This is a genomic window from Komagataeibacter europaeus LMG 18890, from assembly GCF_000285295.1.
Lineage (GTDB): Bacteria > Pseudomonadota > Alphaproteobacteria > Acetobacterales > Acetobacteraceae > Komagataeibacter > Komagataeibacter europaeus.
This window is the reverse complement of the sequence record NZ_CADP01000001.1, coordinates 142,748-163,095: the sequence shown is the minus strand read 5'-3', so window position 1 is coordinate 163,095 and position 20,348 is coordinate 142,748. Positions and strand designations below refer to the sequence as shown.

General features: G+C 60.7%; 25 protein-coding genes. All 25 read left to right on the top strand.

Annotation, left to right across the window (positions count from 1 at the left end; all coding sequences use genetic code 11):
* Positions 1–228 precede the first annotated feature (228 nt).
* The 25 genes from rpoB to rpmD all read left to right on the top strand — a co-directional run bounded on the left by rpoB (position 229) and on the right by rpmD (position 20,348).
* Positions 229–4,401: a DNA-directed RNA polymerase subunit beta gene (gene rpoB, locus GEU01_RS00835; protein ID WP_019084555.1), complete on the top strand. Its 4,173-nt coding sequence runs from the start codon at positions 229–231 to the stop codon at positions 4,399–4,401.
* Positions 4,402–4,502: 101 nt separating this feature from the next.
* On the top strand, positions 4,503–8,699 hold the full coding sequence (rpoC, locus tag GEU01_RS00830; RefSeq protein ID WP_010506745.1) for a DNA-directed RNA polymerase subunit beta': 4,197 nt from the start codon (positions 4,503–4,505) through the stop codon (positions 8,697–8,699).
* A gap of 414 nt (positions 8,700–9,113) precedes the next feature.
* Positions 9,114–9,485, top strand: coding sequence for a 30S ribosomal protein S12 (rpsL, locus tag GEU01_RS24100; protein WP_003621118.1), 372 nt, complete (start codon positions 9,114–9,116; stop codon positions 9,483–9,485).
* Between the two features lie 15 nt (positions 9,486–9,500).
* On the top strand, positions 9,501–9,977 hold the full coding sequence (gene rpsG, locus GEU01_RS00820; protein WP_007399617.1) for a 30S ribosomal protein S7: 477 nt from the start codon (positions 9,501–9,503) through the stop codon (positions 9,975–9,977).
* A gap of 93 nt (positions 9,978–10,070) precedes the next feature.
* On the top strand, positions 10,071–11,261 hold the full coding sequence (tuf, locus tag GEU01_RS00815; protein ID WP_010506739.1) for an elongation factor Tu: 1,191 nt from the start codon (positions 10,071–10,073) through the stop codon (positions 11,259–11,261).
* Between the two features lie 105 nt (positions 11,262–11,366).
* Positions 11,367–11,675: a 30S ribosomal protein S10 gene (rpsJ, locus tag GEU01_RS00810; RefSeq protein ID WP_007282720.1), complete on the top strand. Its 309-nt coding sequence runs from the start codon at positions 11,367–11,369 to the stop codon at positions 11,673–11,675.
* 10 nt (positions 11,676–11,685) lie between these two features.
* Positions 11,686–12,369: a 50S ribosomal protein L3 gene (rplC, locus tag GEU01_RS00805; protein ID WP_010506736.1), complete on the top strand. Its 684-nt coding sequence runs from the start codon at positions 11,686–11,688 to the stop codon at positions 12,367–12,369.
* A gap of 12 nt (positions 12,370–12,381) precedes the next feature.
* Positions 12,382–12,996, top strand: a complete 615-nt coding sequence (gene rplD, locus GEU01_RS00800) for a 50S ribosomal protein L4 (RefSeq protein ID WP_010506735.1) — start codon at positions 12,382–12,384, stop codon at positions 12,994–12,996.
* Between the two features lie 35 nt (positions 12,997–13,031).
* Positions 13,032–13,328, top strand: a complete 297-nt coding sequence (locus tag GEU01_RS00795; RefSeq protein WP_010506732.1) for a 50S ribosomal protein L23 — start codon at positions 13,032–13,034, stop codon at positions 13,326–13,328.
* Positions 13,329–13,344: 16 nt separating this feature from the next.
* Positions 13,345–14,175: a 50S ribosomal protein L2 gene (rplB, locus tag GEU01_RS00790; protein ID WP_010506731.1), complete on the top strand. Its 831-nt coding sequence runs from the start codon at positions 13,345–13,347 to the stop codon at positions 14,173–14,175.
* A gap of 12 nt (positions 14,176–14,187) precedes the next feature.
* Positions 14,188–14,466 carry a 30S ribosomal protein S19 gene (gene rpsS / locus GEU01_RS00785; RefSeq protein WP_007399623.1) on the top strand — a complete coding sequence of 93 codons (279 nt, stop codon included), beginning with the start codon at positions 14,188–14,190 and terminating at the stop codon, positions 14,464–14,466.
* Positions 14,467–14,468: 2 nt separating this feature from the next.
* Positions 14,469–14,870, top strand: a complete 402-nt coding sequence (rplV, locus tag GEU01_RS00780; protein WP_007399624.1) for a 50S ribosomal protein L22 — start codon at positions 14,469–14,471, stop codon at positions 14,868–14,870.
* Between the two features lie 3 nt (positions 14,871–14,873).
* A complete protein-coding gene (gene rpsC / locus GEU01_RS00775) occupies positions 14,874–15,551 on the top strand; it encodes a 30S ribosomal protein S3 (RefSeq protein ID WP_019084553.1) in 678 nt (225 codons plus the stop codon).
* Positions 15,552–15,605: 54 nt separating this feature from the next.
* The gene (gene rplP / locus GEU01_RS00770; protein ID WP_007399626.1) at positions 15,606–16,022 is read left to right on the top strand and encodes a 50S ribosomal protein L16; all 417 of its coding nucleotides are present in this window, start codon (positions 15,606–15,608) and stop codon (positions 16,020–16,022) included.
* A gap of 1 nt (position 16,023) precedes the next feature.
* Complete coding sequence (rpmC, locus tag GEU01_RS00765; RefSeq protein WP_019084552.1) at positions 16,024–16,260, top strand: 50S ribosomal protein L29; 237 nt, start codon at positions 16,024–16,026, stop codon at positions 16,258–16,260.
* A gap of 13 nt (positions 16,261–16,273) precedes the next feature.
* Positions 16,274–16,558 carry a 30S ribosomal protein S17 gene (rpsQ, locus tag GEU01_RS00760; protein ID WP_019084551.1) on the top strand — a complete coding sequence of 95 codons (285 nt, stop codon included), beginning with the start codon at positions 16,274–16,276 and terminating at the stop codon, positions 16,556–16,558.
* A 15-nt stretch (positions 16,559–16,573) separates the two neighbouring features.
* Positions 16,574–16,942 (top strand): 50S ribosomal protein L14, encoded by a 369-nt coding sequence (rplN, locus tag GEU01_RS00755; protein WP_007399629.1) that lies wholly within the window; start codon positions 16,574–16,576, stop codon positions 16,940–16,942.
* Positions 16,942–17,262 (top strand): 50S ribosomal protein L24, encoded by a 321-nt coding sequence (gene rplX, locus GEU01_RS00750; RefSeq protein ID WP_010506725.1) that lies wholly within the window; start codon positions 16,942–16,944, stop codon positions 17,260–17,262. Before rplN ends, rplX begins: the two co-directional genes overlap by 1 nt.
* A gap of 10 nt (positions 17,263–17,272) precedes the next feature.
* On the top strand, positions 17,273–17,842 hold the full coding sequence (rplE, locus tag GEU01_RS00745; protein ID WP_019084550.1) for a 50S ribosomal protein L5: 570 nt from the start codon (positions 17,273–17,275) through the stop codon (positions 17,840–17,842).
* A 106-nt stretch (positions 17,843–17,948) separates the two neighbouring features.
* On the top strand, positions 17,949–18,254 hold the full coding sequence (gene rpsN, locus GEU01_RS00740) for a 30S ribosomal protein S14 (RefSeq protein WP_010506721.1): 306 nt from the start codon (positions 17,949–17,951) through the stop codon (positions 18,252–18,254).
* A 12-nt stretch (positions 18,255–18,266) separates the two neighbouring features.
* Positions 18,267–18,665: a 30S ribosomal protein S8 gene (gene rpsH, locus GEU01_RS00735; RefSeq protein WP_010506719.1), complete on the top strand. Its 399-nt coding sequence runs from the start codon at positions 18,267–18,269 to the stop codon at positions 18,663–18,665.
* A gap of 10 nt (positions 18,666–18,675) precedes the next feature.
* Positions 18,676–19,209, top strand: coding sequence for a 50S ribosomal protein L6 (gene rplF / locus GEU01_RS00730; protein ID WP_010506717.1), 534 nt, complete (start codon positions 18,676–18,678; stop codon positions 19,207–19,209).
* The gene (gene rplR, locus GEU01_RS00725) at positions 19,209–19,571 is read left to right on the top strand and encodes a 50S ribosomal protein L18 (protein WP_010506716.1); all 363 of its coding nucleotides are present in this window, start codon (positions 19,209–19,211) and stop codon (positions 19,569–19,571) included. Before rplF ends, rplR begins: the two co-directional genes overlap by 1 nt.
* Before the next feature lie 17 nt (positions 19,572–19,588).
* A complete protein-coding gene (gene rpsE / locus GEU01_RS00720) occupies positions 19,589–20,167 on the top strand; it encodes a 30S ribosomal protein S5 (RefSeq protein WP_010506715.1) in 579 nt (192 codons plus the stop codon).
* Complete coding sequence (gene rpmD, locus GEU01_RS00715) at positions 20,160–20,348, top strand: 50S ribosomal protein L30 (protein WP_019084549.1); 189 nt, start codon at positions 20,160–20,162, stop codon at positions 20,346–20,348. The genes rpsE and rpmD overlap by 8 nt, the downstream gene beginning before the upstream one ends.

The following is a 20,348-nucleotide window of genomic DNA, read 5'->3' as shown; positions in this document are numbered from 1 at the left end:
GACGCACTCAGGCTGATTGTTCAGGTGAGGGTGGAAACCGTCTGGTTTCCGCCCCCTTGGGCGTTACAGGCACCCTGGCCGCGAGGCTTCGGGTGCCTTTGGCGGTAGTGAAGGGTTGGTCGGGCCATGGGGCCGGTTGATCCGCCAAGGATTTTTACGGGCCGCGCAGTCCGCGTGACATTCGTGTCACGGTCGTGCGGACCTGTGTGGATGGGGGCTGGATAGGCGATGAACGCGATTACAAAATCGTTCACGGGACGCAAACGCATCCGCAAGAGCTTCGGGCATATACCCGAGGTCGCTCCGATGCCCAATCTGATCGACGTGCAGCGGGCAAGCTACGAGACGTTCCTCCAGATGAATGTGGCGCCCGACAGCCGGACGCCGACGGGCCTGCAGGAAGTGTTCCGTTCCGTCTTTCCGATCAATGATTTCGCGGGGCGCGGGCGTCTGGAATTCGTCAGCTATGAGCTGGAAGAACCGAAATACGACGTCGAGGAATGCATTCAGCGTGGTCTGACCTTTGCCGCGCCGCTGAAGGTGATCCTGCGCCTGATCGTGTGGGACGTGGATGAAGATACCGGGTCACGCTCGATCCGCGATATCAAGGAACAGCCGGTTTACATGGGCGACATGCCGCTCATGACCGATAACGGCACCTTCATCATCAACGGGACCGAGCGTGTTATCGTCAGCCAGATGCACCGCAGCCCCGGCGTGTTCTTCGATCATGACAAGGGCAAGACCCATTCTTCGGGCAAGTTCCTGTTCGCCGCGCGCGTCATTCCCTATCGCGGGTCGTGGCTCGATTTCGAATTCGACAGCAAGGACCTGATCTACGTCCGCATCGACCGCAAGCGCAAGCTGCCGGTCACCACGCTGCTGTACGCCCTGGAAGGCGCGGCATCCGAAGCCGCCCGCGCCGCCAAGGCCGCCGAGGGCGGCGACGTGGAGTCCATGGAAATCCGTGGCATGGATCCCGACGAGATCCTGAGCTACTTCTATGGCAAGGTCGAGTTCACCAAGACGGAAAAGGGCTGGGCCCGCCGTTTTGACGCCGATTCCTTCCGTGGCATGAAGCTGCTTGAGCCGCTGATCGATGCCCAGACGGGTGAGGAAGTCGCCCCGGTCGATGCGAAGCTGACCGCGCGCATGGTCCGCAAGATCGCGGAAACCACCAAGGAAGTGCTGGTCGGTCCGGCCGGGCTGATCGGGCGTTTCATCGCGTCCGACATCGTCAACGAACACACGGGCGAGATCTTTGCCGAAGCCGGTGACGAACTGACCGAGCAGAAGCTGGAAGAACTTGAGGAAGCTGGCCTGACCACGCTGTCCACCCTGGCGGTTGACGCGGCCAATGGCCCGTGGATCCGCAATACGCTGGCCGTGGACAAGAACGCCTCGCGCGATGAGGCGCTGACCGATATCTATCGTGTCATGCGCCCCGGTGAGCCGCCGACGCCCGAGACGGCGGAAGCCATGTTCTCCGGCCTGTTCTTCGATCCCGACCGTTATGACCTGTCCGCCGTTGGCCGCGTGAAGATGAACATGCGCCTTGGCGTGGACGTGCCCGATACGGTGCGCGTCCTGCGCAAGGAAGACATCCTGCGCACTGTCAAGATCATGTGCGAACTGAAGGACGGTCGCGGCGCGATTGACGACATCGACAACCTTGGCAACCGTCGCGTGCGTTCGGTTGGCGAACTGATGGAAAACCAGTACCGCGTTGGCCTGCTGCGCATGGAGCGCGCCATCCGCGAACGCATGGGTTCGGTCGATATCGACACGGTCATGCCGCATGACCTGATCAACGCCAAGCCGGCGGCGGCCGCGGTGCGTGAGTTCTTCGGCTCATCCCAGCTCAGCCAGTTCATGGACCAGACCAACCCGCTGTCGGAAGTCACGCACAAGCGTCGCCTGTCCGCACTCGGCCCGGGTGGGCTTACGCGTGAGCGTGCGGGCTTCGAAGTCCGTGACGTGCACCCGACGCATTATGGTCGTATCTGCCCGATCGAGACGCCGGAAGGCCCTAACATCGGCCTGATCAACTCCCTCGCCACCTATGCCAAGGTGAACAAGTACGGCTTCATCGAAACCCCGTACCGCATGGTTGAGGACGGCGTTCTTCAGGATGGCTGGAAATACCTTTCCGCCATGGAAGAGGAAAAGTTGGTCGTTGCCCAGGCGGATGCGAAGCAGGACGCGCAGGGTCACCTGACGGACGACCTGGTTTCGGTGCGCCGTGGCGGTGACTTCCGTCAGGTTCCGCCGACCGACGTGACGGCGTGTGACGTCTCGCCCAAGCAGCTTGTCTCGGTTGCCGCGGCCCTCATTCCGTTCCTTGAGAACGATGACGCCAACCGCGCGCTGATGGGCTCGAACATGCAGCGTCAGGCCGTGCCGCTGGTGCGTTCGGACGCGCCGCTGGTCGGCACGGGCATGGAAGCCGCCGTGGCCCATGACTCGGGTGCCGCGATCGTGGCCAGCCGCCATGGCGTGGTGGACCAGATCGATGGCGCGCGTATCGTTGTCCGCGCGACGGATGATGCCGGTGCGACGCAGGGCGTGGATATCTACCGCCTGCGCAAATACATGCGTTCCAACCAGTCCACCTGCATCAACCAGCGTCCGCTGGTGCGCGTGGGTGACCAGGTCCGCGCGGGTGAGATCATCGCCGATGGTCCGTCCACCGAACTGGGTGAACTGGCGCTGGGCCGTAACGTGCTGGTCGCGTTCATGCCCTGGAACGGTTACAACTTTGAAGATTCGATCCTGATTTCCGAACGGATCGCGCGTGATGACGTGTTTACCTCGATCCATATCGAGGAATTCGAGGTCATGGCCCGCGACACAAAGCTGGGCCAGGAAGAAATCACCCGCGACATCCCCAATGTCGGTGAGGAAGCGCTGCGCAACCTCGACGAAGCCGGGATCGTGTATGTGGGCGCTGAGGTGAACCCCGGCGATATCCTGATCGGTAAGGTCACGCCAAAGGGCGAAAGCCCGATGACGCCGGAAGAAAAGCTGCTGCGCGCCATTTTTGGTGAAAAGGCGTCCGATGTCCGTGACACCTCGCTCAAGCTGCCGCCCGGCACGACGGGTACCATCGTGGATGTGCGCGTGTTCTCCCGCCGTGGCGTGGACAAGGACGAGCGCGCGATGGCGATCGAGCGCGCCGAGATCGAACGCCTGGCCAAGGACCGCGACGATGAACGCGCCATTCAGGAACGTTCCTTCTACAACCGTCTGCGCGAGCACCTGATCGGCCAGACGGCCGGTACGGGCTTCAAGGGCATCCGTTCAGGCACCGAGATCACGGATGAGGTCCTGTCCGAGCACCCTCGTGGCGCATGGCGCAACATCACCGTGATGTCCGATGAGGTCATGGCGGAACTGGAAACGCTGCGTCGTGAATTCGATGCCGCCGTTTCCAAGATTCAGGCCCGCTTCGACAACAAGGTCGAGAAGCTGCAGCGTGGTGACGAACTGCCGCCGGGCGTGATGAAGATGGTCAAGGTCTTTGTCGCGGTGAAGCGCAAGCTGCAGCCGGGTGACAAGATGGCTGGCCGTCATGGCAACAAGGGTGTCGTCTCCCGCGTTGTGCCGGTTGAGGACATGCCGTTCCTTGAGGATGGCACCTCGGTTGACATCGTGCTGAATCCGCTTGGCGTGCCGTCGCGCATGAACGTGGGGCAGATCCTTGAGACCCATCTGGGCTGGGCCTGCGCCAATATTGGCCGGCAGGTGGCCCAGCTGGCCGATGAGTACCAGCGCCATGGCGAAAAGCGCCAGGAACTGCTTGATGAACTGAAGTCGGTTTATGGCGACAAGGTTTATGACGAGCAGATCGGCGACATGACCGACGCCCAGCTGCTGGAGCTGTGTGGCAACCTGCGCAAGGGCGTGCCGATTGCAACGCCGGTGTTCGATGGCGCGTCCATCCCGGATATCGAGACCATGCTGCAGAAGGCAGGCGTGGATAAATCCGGGCAGTCGCAGCTGATCGACGGGCGCACGGGTGAACCGTTCGAACGCAAGACCACGGTCGGTTATATCTACATGCTCAAGCTGCATCATCTTGTTGATGACAAGATCCATGCCCGTTCCATCGGCCCGTACTCGCTGGTGACCCAGCAGCCGCTGGGCGGCAAGGCGCAGTTCGGTGGGCAGCGCTTTGGTGAAATGGAAGTGTGGGCGCTGGAAGCTTACGGCGCGGCTTACACACTGCAGGAAATGCTGACGGTCAAATCGGATGACGTGTCCGGTCGTACCAAGGTGTATGAAGCCATCGTGCGCGAGCAGGATGATTTCGAAGCCGGCATTCCGGAAAGCTTCAACGTCCTGATCAAGGAACTGAAGTCCCTTGGCCTGAATGTTGACCTGGAACAGAGCGGTTCCTGACCGGGCCTTGTGTTGCACGTCGGTCCATACATTTTTCTTTCAGGAGTGGAAGCAGGTAACGCGGCTGCTTCCGCTTCATTCCCTCAGGGGGTTTGCGGCGCATGAATGAACTCATGAAGATCCTTGGTCAGGGCGGCCAGGCCATGACCTTCGATCAGATCAAGATCCAGCTGGCTTCGGCCGAGCAGATCCGTTCCTGGTCGTACGGCGAGATCAAGAAGCCCGAGACCATCAACTACCGGACATTCAAGCCGGAACGTGATGGCCTGTTCTGTGCGCGGATATTCGGTCCGATCAAGGATTACGAATGCCTGTGCGGCAAGTACAAGCGGATGAAATTCCGCGGCATCATCTGCGAAAAGTGCGGCGTTGAAGTCACGCTGGCCAAGGTCCGGCGTGAACGCATGGGCCATATCGAACTGGCAAGCCCCGTCGCCCATATCTGGTTCCTGAAGTCTCTGCCCAGCCGTATCGGCCTGATGGTCGACATGACGCTGAAGGATCTGGAAAAGATCCTGTATTTCGAAAGCTATGTGGTTCTGGAACCCGGCACGTCGCCGCTCAAGCAGTACAGCCTGCTGACGGAAGACCAGTACCTTGACGTCATGGACGAGCATGGCGACGAGGGGATCGAGGTCGGAATTGGCGCCGAGGCGATCAAGAAGATCCTGGAACGCATCGACTGCAAGGTCGAAAAGGAAGAACTGCGCCAGGAACTGAAGGACACCACGTCCGAGGCCAAGCGCAAGAAGCTGGTCAAGCGCCTGAAGCTGGTCGAGGCCTTTGCCGACAGTGAATCGCGCCCGGAATGGATGATCCTGGAACTGGTGCCGGTCATCCCGCCCGAACTGCGGCCGCTGGTGCCGCTGGATGGCGGCCGGTTCGCGACGTCGGACCTGAATGACCTGTACCGTCGCGTCATCAACCGTAACAACCGTCTGAAGCGGCTGATCGAACTGCGTGCGCCGGACATCATCGTCCGTAACGAAAAGCGCATGCTGCAGGAATCGGTCGATGCACTGTTTGACAATGGCCGTCGTGGCCGTGCGATCACGGGGGCGAACAAGCGCCCGCTGAAGTCGCTGTCCGACATGCTCAAGGGCAAGCAGGGCCGTTTCCGTCAGAACCTGCTGGGCAAACGCGTTGACTACTCCGGCCGTTCGGTCATCGTGGTCGGTCCGGAACTGAAGCTGCACCAGTGCGGCCTGCCCAAGAAGATGGCGCTGGAACTGTTCAAGCCGTTCATCTACTCCAAGCTGGAAAAATACGGTCACGCCACCACCATCAAGGCCGCGAAGCGGATGGTGGAAAAGGAACGTCCTGAAGTCTGGGATATCCTTGAAGAAGTGATCCGCGAACATCCGGTCATGCTCAACCGTGCGCCGACGCTGCACCGTCTGGGCATCCAGGCGTTCGAGCCGGTGCTGATCGAAGGCAAGGCGATCCAGCTGCACCCGCTGGTCTGCACCGCGTTCAACGCGGACTTTGATGGTGACCAGATGGCCGTTCACGTGCCGCTGAGCCTTGAGGCGCAGCTGGAAGCGCGCGTGCTGATGATGTCCACCAACAACATCCTCAGCCCCGCCAACGGCAAGCCCATTATCGTGCCGTCACAGGATATCGTGCTGGGGCTGTACTATCTCAGCCTCGAAACCCCGGAATTCCGCGCGACCCCTGACCAGAACAGCTATGATGACAAGGGGCAGGTGACGGTTGCGGGTGCGCCTTCCTTCTCCAGCGTGGGCGAAGTGGAATATGCGCTCAGCACGGGCGCCGTAAAGCTGCATGACAAGATCCGCGCGCGTATCGAGAATGTCGATGCCGAGGGCAAGGTCACGCGCGAAACCGTCGTGACCACGCCGGGCCGCATGCTGGTGGCGCAGATCCTGCCGCGCAACGCCGCGTTGCCGTTCTCGCTGATCAACCGCCAGTTGACCAAGAAGATCGTGTCGGACGTCATCGACGCGGTTTACCGTCACTGTGGCCAGAAGGAATGCGTGATCTTCTGTGACCGCCTGATGGGCCTTGGTTTCCGTCACGCGGCGAAGTCGGGCATTTCCTTCGGCAAGGATGACATGATCGTCCCGACCGAGAAGAAGGAACTGGTCGACCGCACCGCTGCCGAGGTGAAGGAGTTCGAACAGCAGTATCAGGACGGCCTGATCACCGCGGGCGAACGCTACAACAAGGTGGTCGATGCCTGGTCGCGCTGCACGGACGAAGTGCAGGCCGCGATGATGAAGGAGATTTCCAAGCAGGAAATCGGCAAGCCGACCAACTCCGTGTGGATGATGAGCCACTCCGGTGCGCGTGGGTCGCCAGCACAGATGAAGCAGCTGGCCGGCATGCGTGGCCTGATGGCCAAGCCGTCGGGTGAGATCATCGAACAGCCGATCATCGCCAACTTCAAGGAAGGCCTGTCGGTTCTCGATTACTTCACCTCCAGCCATGGTGCGCGTAAGGGGCTGGCTGATACCGCGCTGAAGACCGCGAACTCGGGTTACCTGACCCGCCGTCTGGTCGACGTGGCGCAGGACAGCATCATTGTCGAGGAAGACTGCGGCACCGAACGCGGCCTGACGGTCCGTGCGGTCATGGATGGCGGCGAGGTTGTCGCGTCCCTGTCCGAACGTATGCTGGGTCGTACCCTTGCCGCCGACGTGCTGGATCCGGCGACCGGCAAGATGCTGTTCCCGCGCAATACGCTGATCGAGGAAGCCCAGGCCGAGCAGATCGAGAAGGCGGGTGTCGAAAGCCTGCTGATCCGATCCGTGCTGACCTGTGACAGCCGTGTGGGCGTGTGTGGCCACTGCTATGGCCGTGACCTTGCACGCGGCACGCCGGTCAATATCGGTGAGGCCGTGGGCGTCATCGCCGCCCAGTCCATTGGTGAGCCGGGCACCCAGCTGACCATGCGTACCTTCCATATCGGTGGTGCGGCGCAGCGTGGCGCCGAACAGTCGATGGTCGAGGCGTCGCGTGACGGCAAGGTGACGATCCGCAACAAGAACGTTGTGCATAACAGTCAGAACGTGCCCATCGTCATGTCGCGTAACTGCGAAATCCTGCTGACGGATGACCGCGGCACCGAACGCGCCCGCTACCGTGTGCCTTATGGTGCGCGCCTGCTGGTGGAAGACGGGGCCGAGGTCACGCGTGGCCAGAAGATGGCCGAGTGGGATCCGTACACCCTGCCGATCATTACCGAACAGCCCGGTAAGGTCGAATACCTTGACCTGATCGACTCCATCACCCTGGTGGAGCGGATGGATGAGGTGACGGGCCTGACGTCGAAGGTGGTCGTGGACTACAAGCAGGCCTCCAAGGGGATCGACCTGCGTCCCCGCCTGCAGCTGAAGGACGCCAATGGCGATGTGGTGAAGCTGGCCAACGGCAACGACGCCCGCTACTTCCTGTCGCCTGACTCGCTGCTGTCGGTTGAAAACGGCGCACAGGTCAACGCAGGCGACGTGCTGGCGCGTATCCCGCGTGAAGGTTCCAAGACGCGTGACATTACCGGTGGTCTGCCGCGCGTGGCCGAACTGTTCGAGGCCCGCCGTCCGAAGGACCACGCCATCATCTCGGAAACCGAGGGGCGTGTGGAATTCGGCAAGGACTACAAGTCCAAGCGCCGTGTCATCGTGAAGAACGACGAGACGGGCGAGGAGACGGATTACCTGATCCCCAAGGGCAAGCACGTTTCCGTCCAGGAAGGCGACTTTGTCCAGGTTGGCGATCCGCTGGTCGACGGTCCGCGCGTGCCGCACGACATCCTGAAGGTTCTGGGGGTCGAGGCGCTGTCCGACTATCTCGTCAACGAGATCCAGGACGTCTATCGACTGCAGGGTGTGAAGATCAATGACAAGCACATTGAAGTCATTGTCCGCCAGATGCTGCAGAAGGTGGAAATCCTTGAGCCGGGCGATACGACCTACCTGATCGGTGAGACGGTGGACCGTATCGAGTATGAGGAAGAGAACACCAAGCGCCTGAACATGGGCGAGCGTCCGGCTGTTGCCATGCCTGTGCTGCAGGGCATCACGAAGGCGTCGCTGCAGACGCAGTCCTTCATCTCCGCCGCATCCTTCCAGGAGACCACACGTGTCCTGACGGAGGCCGCGACGGCAGGGAAGAAGGATACGCTGAACGGCCTGAAGGAGAACGTGATTGTCGGCCGCCTGATCCCGGCAGGGACGGGCAGCGTGATGAACAAGCTCCGTGCCGTTGCGGCGGGCGAGGACAAGCAGCGTCTGGCCCAGGCCCGCGCTGCGGTGGCCACCACCAAGGCCGCCGAATAACAATACGAGTGAAATGCCAGGTACCGCAGGCCGGTATCTGGCATGATTCGGTGCTGCACTATTGTCACCATCCGATTCAGGCGGTATCAGCGGCCTGACGGAGCGGTGCTCCGAGTCCGGTGGAACAGAGTCGCTCTGTCGGACTGCTAGCGAATCCTGCGCAAGGCTTGACTTTTGGTCAGTTTGCCCGTAGGTAACGCGCCCTCGGCTAGCCCTGTCTGAAAGACGTCGTTGGCCGTCGAATGCAGCATGCAGACATGCGGTGCCGCAGTCCGGGAATCGGGCTGCTCAGGCCGGATGTAAATATGATGCCCGAACGGATGGTTGTCATTCGTTGGGGTTTTGTTGTGAACGACAGTCGGCAACCAGATATGGGGTTGGCCGGCCGAATTTTGTAAGGATCGGGAAAGGCGTATGCCGACCATCAACCAGTTGATCGCGAAAGGTCGCGAGCCCGCAGCCAAACGCAACAAGGTTCCTGCTCTGCAGGGCTGTCCGCAGAAGCGTGGCGTTTGTACTCGTGTTTACACAACCACACCGAAGAAGCCGAACTCGGCTCTGCGTAAGGTGGCAAAAGTTCGCCTGACCAACGGGTATGAGGTTGTGAGCTATATTCCGGGTGAGGGGCATAACCTCCAGGAACATAGTGTTGTCCTGATCCGTGGTGGTCGCGTTAAGGATCTTCCTGGCGTGCGTTATCACATCCTGCGCGGCGTTCTGGACACCCAGGGTATCGCCAAGCGTCGTCAGCGTCGCTCGCTCTATGGCGCGAAGCGTCCTAAGTAAAAGGAATAACGAGGCATGAGTCGCCGTCATCGCGCAGTAAAGCGCGAGATTCTTCCCGATCCGAAATTTGGTGATGTCGTCATTACGCGTTTCATGAACGCCCTGATGTACGACGGCAAGAAGTCCACAGCCGAAGGGATCGTCTATGGCGCCCTTGAGGTGCTGCGTCGCCGTGGTGGCGCTGCTGCGGACCCTGTGGTCATGTTCCACAGCGCGCTGGACAACGTCAAGCCGGCTGTCGAGGTGCGTTCCCGCCGTGTTGGTGGCGCCACCTATCAGGTTCCGGTCGAAGTCCGGGCCGAGCGCCGTCAGGCGCTGGCAATCCGCTGGCTGATCGACGCGTCGCGCAAGCGGGGCGAGAACACCATGCAGGATCGTCTGTCGAACGAACTTCTTGACGCCGTCAACAATCGTGGCGCCGCGGTCAAGAAGCGCGAAGACACGCACCGCATGGCCGAAGCCAACAAGGCATTCAGTCATTACCGCTGGTAAAGGCGGTCTGGCCGGTCTATTGACCGGCCCGGCTTCCGAAACGGAACTTTCCAACCCGACTCTCGGCACGAGGCCGAGTTAACGGAGAAAACGATGGCAAAGGCTAAATTTGAGCGGAATAAGCCGCACTGCAACATCGGCACGATTGGTCACGTCGATCACGGCAAGACCTCGCTGACCGCTGCTATCACCAAGACGCTGGCGAAGGCCGGTGGTGCGGAATTCAAGGCGTACGACATGATCGACGCCGCACCTGAAGAACGCGCCCGTGGCATCACCATCTCGACCGCGCACGTCGAGTACGAGACCGCGAAGCGTCACTACGCACACGTCGACTGCCCCGGCCATGCTGACTATGTGAAGAACATGATCACCGGTGCCGCGCAGATGGACGGCGCGATCCTGGTTGTGTCCGCTGCTGACGGCCCGATGCCGCAGACCCGTGAGCACATCCTGCTTGCCCGCCAGGTTGGCGTGCCGGCGCTGGTCGTGTTCCTGAACAAGGTTGACCAGGTTGACGATCCGGAGCTGCTGGAACTCGTCGAAATGGAAGTGCGTGAGCTGCTGTCCGCTTACCAGTTCCCCGGTGACGATATCCCCATCATCAAGGGTTCGGCCCTGGTGACGCTGGAAGATGGCGATCCGGAAGTCGGTGAAAACCGCGTCATGGACCTGATGAACGCCGTTGACGAATACATCCCGCAGCCGGAACGTCCGATCGACCGTCCGTTCCTGATGCCGATCGAGGACGTGTTCTCCATCTCCGGTCGTGGCACCGTGGTGACGGGCCGTGTCGAGCGTGGCGCCGTGAACGTTGGCGACGAAATCGAGATCGTTGGTCTGCGCCCGACGCAGAAGACGACCGTGACCGGCGTTGAAATGTTCCGCAAGCTGCTTGATCGCGGTGAAGCAGGTGACAACATCGGCGCGCTGCTGCGTGGCACGAAGCGTGAAGACGTTGAGCGTGGCCAGGTGCTGGCGAAGCCGGGTTCCATCACCCCGCACACCAAGTTCAAGGCGGAAGCCTACATCCTGACGAAGGAAGAGGGTGGCCGTCACACGCCGTTCTTCACCAACTATCGTCCGCAGTTCTATTTCCGCACGACCGACGTCACCGGCGTCGTTCACCTGCCGGAAGGCACGGAAATGGTCATGCCTGGCGATAACGTCGCCATGGATGTGGAGCTGATCGCTCCGATCGCCATGGATGAAGGCCTGCGCTTCGCTATCCGCGAAGGTGGCCGCACCGTTGGTGCAGGTGTTGTTGCTTCCATCACGGCGTGATTGGACAGTAACTGAAGTGTGGAATCCCGGTCGGAGCGATCCGGCCGGGTTTCCATTGCGGATCGGGTTCCCCCGAATCAGGTAAAGTTGGACTGAAACAGAAAGATGGACAACCAGAACATCCGCATTCGCCTGAAGGCGTACGATCATCGGGTGCTTGACAACAGCACGAAAGAGATCGTCAACACGGCGAAGCGTACGGGTGCGCGGGTTCGGGGTCCTATCCCGCTGCCGACGCATATTGAACGGTTCACCGTGAACCGCTCCCCCCACGTGGATAAGAAAAGCCGCGAGCAGTTCGAAATTCGGACCCATCGCCGGCTGCTCGACATTGTCGAGCCGACCCCGCAGACCGTGGACGCTCTCATGAAACTCGACCTCGCCGCTGGCGTGGATGTCGAGATTAAACTCTAAGGTCCAGACGATGCGCACCGGATTGATCGCAAAAAAGCTGGGTATGACCCGGCTGTTCAAGGAAGACGGCACACATGTGCCGGTGACTGTCCTGCAGGTTGATGATCTGCAGGTGGTTGATGTCCGTACGACCGAGCGTGATGGCTACACCGCCGTCCAGCTTGGTTCGGGCAAGGCCAAGGTCAAAAATGTGTCGAAGCCGAACCGCGGCCATTTTGCCAAGGCCAAGGTCGAGCCCAAGAAGAAGCTGGCTGAATTCCGCGTTGCGGATGATGCCGTCCTGGAAGTCGGGGCTTCTCTGTCCGCTACCCACTTTGTGGTGGGACAGAAGGTGGACGTTACCGGCACCAGCAAGGGTAAGGGTTTTGCCGGCGCGATGAAGCGCTGGAACTTTGCCGGTCTCGAAGCCACCCACGGTGTCTCGATCAGTCACCGTTCGCACGGTTCGACGGGTAACCGTCAGGATCCGGGCAAGGTTTTCAAGAACAAGAAGATGGCTGGCCATCTCGGTTCCGAGCGTGTGACCACGCTGAACCTCGAGATTGCGGCTGTTGACGCCGAAAAGAACCTGATCATGATCCGCGGCTCCGTGCCGGGCGGAAAGAATGAGGCGGTTCTGGTTCGTGATGCGATCAAGAAGGCCCGTCATGCCGAGGCGCCGTATCCGGCGGCCCTGGTTGAGGCTGCGGGCTGAGGATAGAGGGCAATGGATTACGATATCAAAACCCTCGATAACGGAAGCGCAGGCAAGGCCAGCCTTCCCGACGAGATTTTCGCCGCAACACCGCGCACGGATATCATGGCGCGTGTGGTGCACTGGCAGCTGGCAAAGCGCCGGGCAGGTACGCACAAGGTCAAGGGCATGGGGGAAATCTCCGGCACGACCAAGAAGCCGTACCGCCAGAAGGGCACCGGCAGCGCCCGTCAGGGTTCGCTGCGTTCGCCGCAGTACCGTACCGGTGGCGTGGTTCATGGCCCGGTCGTGCGCGACCATGGCTATGATCTGCCCAAGAAGGTGCGCCGTCTGGGCCTGATCTCCGCGCTGTCGCAGAAGGCGGCGGAAGGGAAGCTGGTCGTGCTTGATGCGGCGACTGCCTCGGGCAAGTCCGCTGAGCTTGCGAAGAAGCTGAAGGTTCTGGGCTGGACATCCGCCCTGATCGTGGATGCCGCCGTTGAAGAAAACTTCGGCCGTGCCGCGCGCAACCTTCCGAAGATCGACATTCTCCCGACCATCGGTGCGAATGTCTATGACATCCTGAATCACGATGTGCTGGCGATCACCCGCGCAGGTGTTGAGGGACTGAAGGAGCGTCTGGCATGACCAACATCCTGGCAATCCGCAAGAAGGCGGAACGCATGTCGCGCGAAGCGATGTACGACATCATCCGCGCGCCCCTGATCACGGAAAAGGCCACGGCTCTGTCCGAGAAGAATCAGGTCGGTTTCAAGGTTGCGATCGATGCGACGAAGCCGGAAATCAAGGTAGCGGTCGAGACGCTGTTTGGCGTGAAGGTTCTGGGTGTCAATACGCTCATCCAGAAAGGTAAGGCCAAGCGCTTCAAGGGACGTCCCGGCCAGCGTTCGGATGTGAAGAAGGCGTTTGTCCAGCTTGCTGAAGGTCAGTCCATCGACCTGACAGCGAAGCTGGTCTGACGTGGGGTGACAAGAAATGGCATTGAAGCACTTTAATCCAGTTACCCCCAGCCTGCGCGGAACGGTTCTGATCGACCGCAAGGAGCTGTGGAAAGGCAAGCCCGTCAAGGGCCTGACCGAGGGGAAGAACAAGAGCGGCGGCCGTAATAACCACGGTCGCACCACCTCGCGTTTCATCGGTGGCGGACACAAGCAGTCCTACCGCTATGTCGATTTCAAGCGTCGCAAATTCGACGTGGTCGGCACGGTGGAACGTCTGGAATACGATCCGAACCGTACGGCCTTCATCGCCCTCATCAAATACGAAGATGGCGAACTGGCTTACATCATCGCACCGCAGCGCCTGAAGGTGGGCGATCAGGTTGTTGCTGGCACCCGCGCCGATATCAAGCCGGGCAATGCAATGCCCCTGTCGTCGGTTCCGGTGGGTACGATCATCCACAACATCGAGCTCAAGGCCGGTGGTGGTGGCAAGATCGCCCGTTCCGCTGGCACCTATGCGCAGCTGGTCGGCAAGGATGTGGGCTATGCCCAGATCAAGCTGCAGTCCGGTGAACTGCGTGTCGTCCGTGCGGAGTGCATGGCCACCATCGGTGCCGTGTCCAACCCGGACAACATGAACCAGCATCTGGGAAAGGCCGGCCGTAACCGCTGGCTGGGCCGCCGTCCGCATAACCGTGGTGTCGTCATGAACCCGGTTGATCACCCGCATGGTGGTGGTGAAGGGCGGACCTCGGGCGGTCGTCATCCGGTTACGCCATGGGGCAAGCCGACTAAGGGTTACAAGACCAGGGTCAACAAGCGTACGGACAGTCTGATCATCCGTCGCCGGAAGACCGGCAAGTAAGGGGCATTTAAGATGGCACGTTCCGTCTGGAAGGGCCCGTTCGTGGACGGGTATCTGCTGAACAAAGCCGATGCATCGCGCGCGTCGGGCCGTAACGAAGTGATCAAGATCTGGTCGCGTCGATCCACCATCCTGCCGCAGTTCGTCGGACTGACGTTCGGCGTCTATAACGGGCACAAATTCCTGCCCGTGCAGGTTTCCGAGAACATGGTGGGGCACAAGTTCGGTGAGTTTTCACCGACCCGTACCTTCACGGGTCATTCTTCGGACAAGAAAGCGAAGCGGGGCTGATCATGAGCAAGCCTAAGCATCCGCGCACGCTCGCGGAAACCGAGGCGCAGGCGCTGACGCGGAACATCCGCATCAGCCCGCGCAAGCTGAACCTTGTTGCGGGCCTGATCCGCAACAAGCCGGCCGCGCAGGCGATCGCCACCCTCACATTCTCCAAGCGTCGTATCGCCCAGCAGGTCAAGAAGACCCTGGAAAGCGCGATCGCCAACGCCGAGAACAACCATCAGCTGGACGTTGACCAGCTGGTCGTTGCCCGTGCAGAGGTGGGCAAGTCGATCGTGATGCGTCGTTTCCACGCACGTGGTCGTGGCCGTTCGGCCCGCATCGAGAAGTTCTTCAGCCACCTGACCATCGTCGTGGCGGAAAAGAAGCCCGAAGCTGAAACCGAAAAGAAGGCGGCCTGATCCATGGGACATAAAGTTAATCCGATCGGGCTGCGGCTCGGTATTAACCGGACATGGGACAGCCGCTGGTATGCTGATGCCGATTATGCGCGTCTGCTGCATGATGACCTGAAGCTGCGGTCCTACCTGCGCCGCAAGCTGTCCGGTGCCGGCGTATCCCGCGTTGTGATCGAACGCCCGGCCAAGAAGCCGCGCGTGACCATCTACGCGGCCCGTCCGGGCGTCGTGATCGGCAAGAAGGGCCAGGACATCGATGTGCTGCGCAAGGATCTGGCCCGCATGGCCAAGACCGATGTCGCGCTGAACATCGTCGAAATCCGCAAGCCGGAAATCGATGCGACCCTGGTGGCCGAGAACATTGCCCAGCAGCTCGAACGTCGTGTTGCCTTCCGTCGCGCCATGAAGCGTGCCGTGCAGTCCGCCATGCGCCTGGGTGCGCAGGGGATCCTGATCAACTGCTCCGGCCGTCTGGGCGGTGCGGAAATCGCACGTGTCGAGTGGTATCGTGAAGGCCGCGTGCCGCTGCATACGCTGCGTGCGGACATTGATTATGGTGTGGCGACCGCCAAGACGACCTATGGCACCTGTGGTGTGAAGGTCTGGATCTTCAAGGGTGAGATTCTTGCCCATGATCCGCTGGCGCAGGACCGTCGCGCCGCCGAACAGGCCCCGCAGCGCTAATCTGCGGGGCCCAATGGACCTAAATGCGCCAGGCGGCGCGTGAGGATTTAGAAAATGCTTTCTCCCAAGCGGACAAAGTACCGCAAGGCCCACAAGGGGCGTATTCATGGGTTGGCCAAGGGTGGCACGACCCTGAATTTTGGGGCTTTTGGCCTGAAGGCTCTGCAGCCTGAACGGATCACTGCCCGCCAGATCGAAGCTGCCCGTCGTGCCATTACCCGCGCCATGAAACGTGCCGGTCGTGTCTGGATTCGGATTTTCCCTGATCTTCCGGTCTCGACAAAGCCTGCAGAAGTGCGTATGGGGTCCGGCAAGGGGTCGCCTGAATATTGGGTGGCTCGTGTGAAACCGGGTCGTATCCTGTTCGAGATCGAAGGCGTGCCGCCGGAAGTCGCGCGTGAAGCGCTGGCTCTGGGTGCGGCGAAGCTGCCGATCAAGACCAAGTTCGTGACCCGTATCGGAGAGGCGTGAGATGGCAAAGGCAACAAAGCCGGCCGATCTGCGTGCCAAGACTGTTGAAGAACTGGATACGCTTCTCGTCGATCTGAAGCGCGAGCAGTTCAATCTTCGGTTCCAGCATGCGACCGGTCGGACCGAGGGGCAGTCCCGCATGCGCGAAGTTCGTCGTGAAATCGCGCGTGTGAAGACTGTCGCAACCGAGGTTGTGAAGAAGAGTTCCGCTGGCCACGCGCCGGCAGTAAAGTCCTGAAGGGAGACGGGCGATGCCAAGGCGCGTCCTGACCGGACGGGTAACCAGCGACAAGATGGACAAGACCGTAACGGTTCTTGTCGATCGTCGCGTTATCCATCCGTTGTATAAGAAGTTCATTCGTCGCTCGAAAAAGTATGCGGCGCATGACGGCTTGAATGAATGCAAGGTGGGCGACACGGTGCGCATTGAGGAATGCAAACCGATTTCCCGCCGCAAGACCTGGACTGTCGTTGTCCGGAATGGCCAGCCGCTCGNCGCGGCTGCCGCCGGTGCCACGTCTGGTGCGCAGGCGTAAAGAAGGGCATAGACCATGATCCATCCCGAGACCAACCTTGACGTGGCCGACAATTCCGGCGCCCGTCAGGTGCAGTGCATCAAGGTGCTGGGCGGTTCCAAGCGGAAGACTGCCTCGGTCGGCGACGTGATTGTCGTGTCCGTCAAGGAGGCCATCCCCCGCGGTAAGGTCAAGAAGGGCGACGTGCACCAGGCGGTGATCGTCCGCACCTCTTACCCCGTGCGTCGCGCCGATGGCAGCGCCATCCGCTTCGACCGCAACGCGGCCGTGCTGATCAACAAGCAGCAGGAGCCGATTGGCACCCGTATCTTTGGCCCGGTCGTGCGCGAACTGCGTGCGCGCAAGTTCATGAAGATCATCTCGCTGGCACCGGAGGTGCTGTAATGGCTGCTCGTATCAAGAAGGGTGATCAGGTTCTGGTCACCACCGGTGGTTCCAAGGGAACCCGTGGCGAGGTTGTTACAGTCCTGCCCGCAGCCAACAAGGCTGTCGTGCGCGGCGTGGCGATTGCAAAGCGTCACACCCGTCCTTCCCGCATGGGTGAGCAGGGCGGCATTGTCCAGAAGGAAATGCCGGTTCACCTGTCCAACCTGAAGCTGATCGATCCCAAGAGCGGCGACCCGACGAAGGTCGGCTTCCGCGTTCTGGAAGATGGTCGCAAGGTTCGTGTCGCCAAGGCGACCGGCGAAGTTATCGAAGGCTGAGGAGGCGGGTATGTCTGAAGTGAAAGAAACCCGTCCTGTGCCGCGCATGCAGAAGCGCTACCAGGATGAGATGCGCGCGAAGCTGCGTGAGCAGTTCGGGTACAAGAACGAGATGCAGGTTCCGCGTCTTGAGAAGATTGTCCTGAACATGGGCGTGGGCGAAGCGGCCGGCGATCAGAAGAAGCTGGATGCGGCCGTCAAGGAAATGACCCTGATCGCAGGTCAGAAGCCGGTCAAGACCGTGGCCAAGAAGGCCATTGCCGGTTTCAAGATCCGTGAAGGGCTGCCGATCGGGTGCAAGGTGACGCTGCGTCGTGCGCAGATGTTCGAGTTCCTGGATCGTTTCGTGACGATCGCCCTGCCGCGCGTGCGTGATTTCCGCGGGCTGCCGGCGAACAAGGGTTTCGACGGTCGTGGCAACTTTGCGATGGGCCTGAAGGAACAGATTGTCTTCCCGGAAATCGAATACGACAAGGTCGACGAAATCCGTGGCATGGACATCATCTTCGTGACCACCGCGAAGACGGATGCGGAAGCAAAGGCTCTGCTCAAGGCGTTTGATCTGCCCTTCGCTGCATAAAAATGTAGCGAAAGGGCTTCCGTCTGAAGTCCAGAAGACCTAATACACACGTTGTTTGGAAAACCGTTGGGACTGGCCCGACAGGTTCCGGAGGGTAAAACAAGGCATGGCCAAAATTTCCGCCGTTAACCGGAATGTCAAGCGCGAGCGCATGGCAAACCGGGACCGGGCTAAGCGGACTGCACTGAAGAACATCATCATGGACCGGTCTCTGCCGGTTGAAGATCGCTTCGATGCGTCGCTCAAGCTTGCTGAACTTCCTCGCAATGGTTCGCGCGTCCGCGTGCGTCTGCGCTGCAAGTTGACGGGGCGTCCTCGCGCCAATTACAGAAAGTTCGAACTCTGCCGTATCGCCCTGCGCGACCTGGCCTCCAATGGTCAGATCCCGGGCATGGTCAAATCGAGCTGGTAAGGGCAGGGAACGATGTCACTTTCTGATCCTTTGGGTGATCTGCTCACCCGGATCCGCAATGCGCAGCGTGCACGGCATGCTGCCTGCGTGGCGCCAGCTTCCAAGCTGCGCGCCAGTGTTCTCGAGGCGCTGCGCCGCGAGGGATATATCCGTGGTTTCTCACGTGAGGAACTGCGCAAAGGTGTGGCCCAGCTGCGCATCGAGCTGAAGTATCTCGATGGTGAGCCGGTCATCAAAGAAATCCACCGTGTGTCCAAGCCGGGACGCCGCGTCTATTCCAAGATCAAGGAACTGCCGCGCGTGTATGCCGGGCTGGGCGTGTCGATCCTGTCGACGCCGCGCGGTGTTCTGTCCGACGCGGAGGCCCGCGCTGCCAATGTTGGCGGTGAAGTCCTCTGTCGTGTATTCTGAGGAGGGATAAATGTCGCGAGTGGGCAAATATCCCGTCGAATTACCGTCGGGCGTTCAGGTTTCCATTGCTGACGGTGTGCTGACGGCAAAAGGCAAGCTGGGTGAACTCAAGCTGCCGCTGTCCAGCCACGTTTCGGTTGATGTCGCGGATGGCAAGGTTGCCGTCAAGCCGGTCGATACCCAGGCACAGGCCCGCATGATGTGGGGAACTACCCGTTCCCTGATCGCGGGCATGGTCAAGGGCGTGTCCGAAGGGTTTTCCAAGACGCTGGAAATCTCCGGGACAGGTTATCGTGCCGCGGTGCAGGGTAAGAATCTGGTCATGAATCTCGGTTATTCGCATGACATCGTCTATGCGATTCCGGCAGGGATCAAGATCACGACGCCCCGCCCCACGGCGGTCACGGTCGAAGGCATTGACAAGCAGCGGGTTGGTCAGGTCGCACTTGACATCCGCAGCTTCCGCAAGCCCGAGCCCTACAAGGGCAAGGGTGTCCGTTACGAAACGGAAACCATCCGTCGCAAGGAAGGTAAGAAGAAATAATGAGCACGCAGAAGGATCTGCGGGAACGGCGGCGTCAGCGCCTGCGTTTCCAGCTTCGCCGCAAGAGCGGTGGCCGTCCGCGTCTGTCGGTGTTCCGTTCGGGCAAGAACATCTACGCGCAGGTGATCGACGATGCTGCTGGCCGGACCCTGGCCGCGGCATCGAGCCTGGACAAGGACCTGCGTACCGCCCTCAAGGGTGGTACGGACGTCAAGGCGGCGGGTGCGGTTGGCAAGCTTCTGGCAGAGCGCGCAGTGGCTGCAGGTGTGTCGAAGGTCGTTTTCGACCGCGGCGCGTATCTCTATCATGGGCGTATCAAGGCCCTGGCGGAGGCTGCCCGTGAGGGCGGTCTCTCGTTCTGACGAAAGGGTCACGCATAATGGCACGTGAACCGAGAGAAGGCGGCCGGGGTGGTCGCGACCGTGATCGCGAAGGCGATGATCTGGTCGACAAGCTGGTCACGATCAACCGCGTTGCGAAGGTTGTAAAGGGCGGTCGCCGCTTTGCATTCGCCGCGCTGGTTGTGGTTGGTGACCAGAAGGGTCGCGTCGGGTTCGGTGCGGGCAAGGCCCGTGAAGTTCCCGAAGCAATCCGCAAGGCGACCGATCGCGCCAAGCGGACGATGATCCGCGTTCCGATGAAGGAAGGCCGCACGCTGCATCACGATGTGGCCGGTCACTTCGGTGCGGGCAAGGTTGTCCTGCGTTCCGCTGATGCGGGCACGGGTATCATTGCCGGTGGTCCGATGCGCGCGGTGTTCGAAAGCCTGGGCATCAATGACGTGGTGGCGAAGTCCCTCGGGACCCGGAACCCGCATAACATGGTGAAGGCGACATTCGCCGCGCTGGAGCGTTGCGCCAGCCCGCGTTCGGTTGCCAACCGCCGTGGCAAGAAGGTTTCGGACATCCTGGGACGTCGCGAGGCTGCGGCAACGACGGAGGCCACGGCTGATGTCTGATACCAAGGCAAAAGTGCGCGTCACCCAGGTGCATTCCGGGAACGGACAGAAGCCGGGCCAGCAGGCGACACTGATTGGTCTGGGCCTGAACAAGATTGGTCGTACGCGTGAACTGGAGGATACCCCTTCGGTTCGCGGTATGATCCGCAATGTGTCCCACCTGATCAAGGTGGAGGATTGA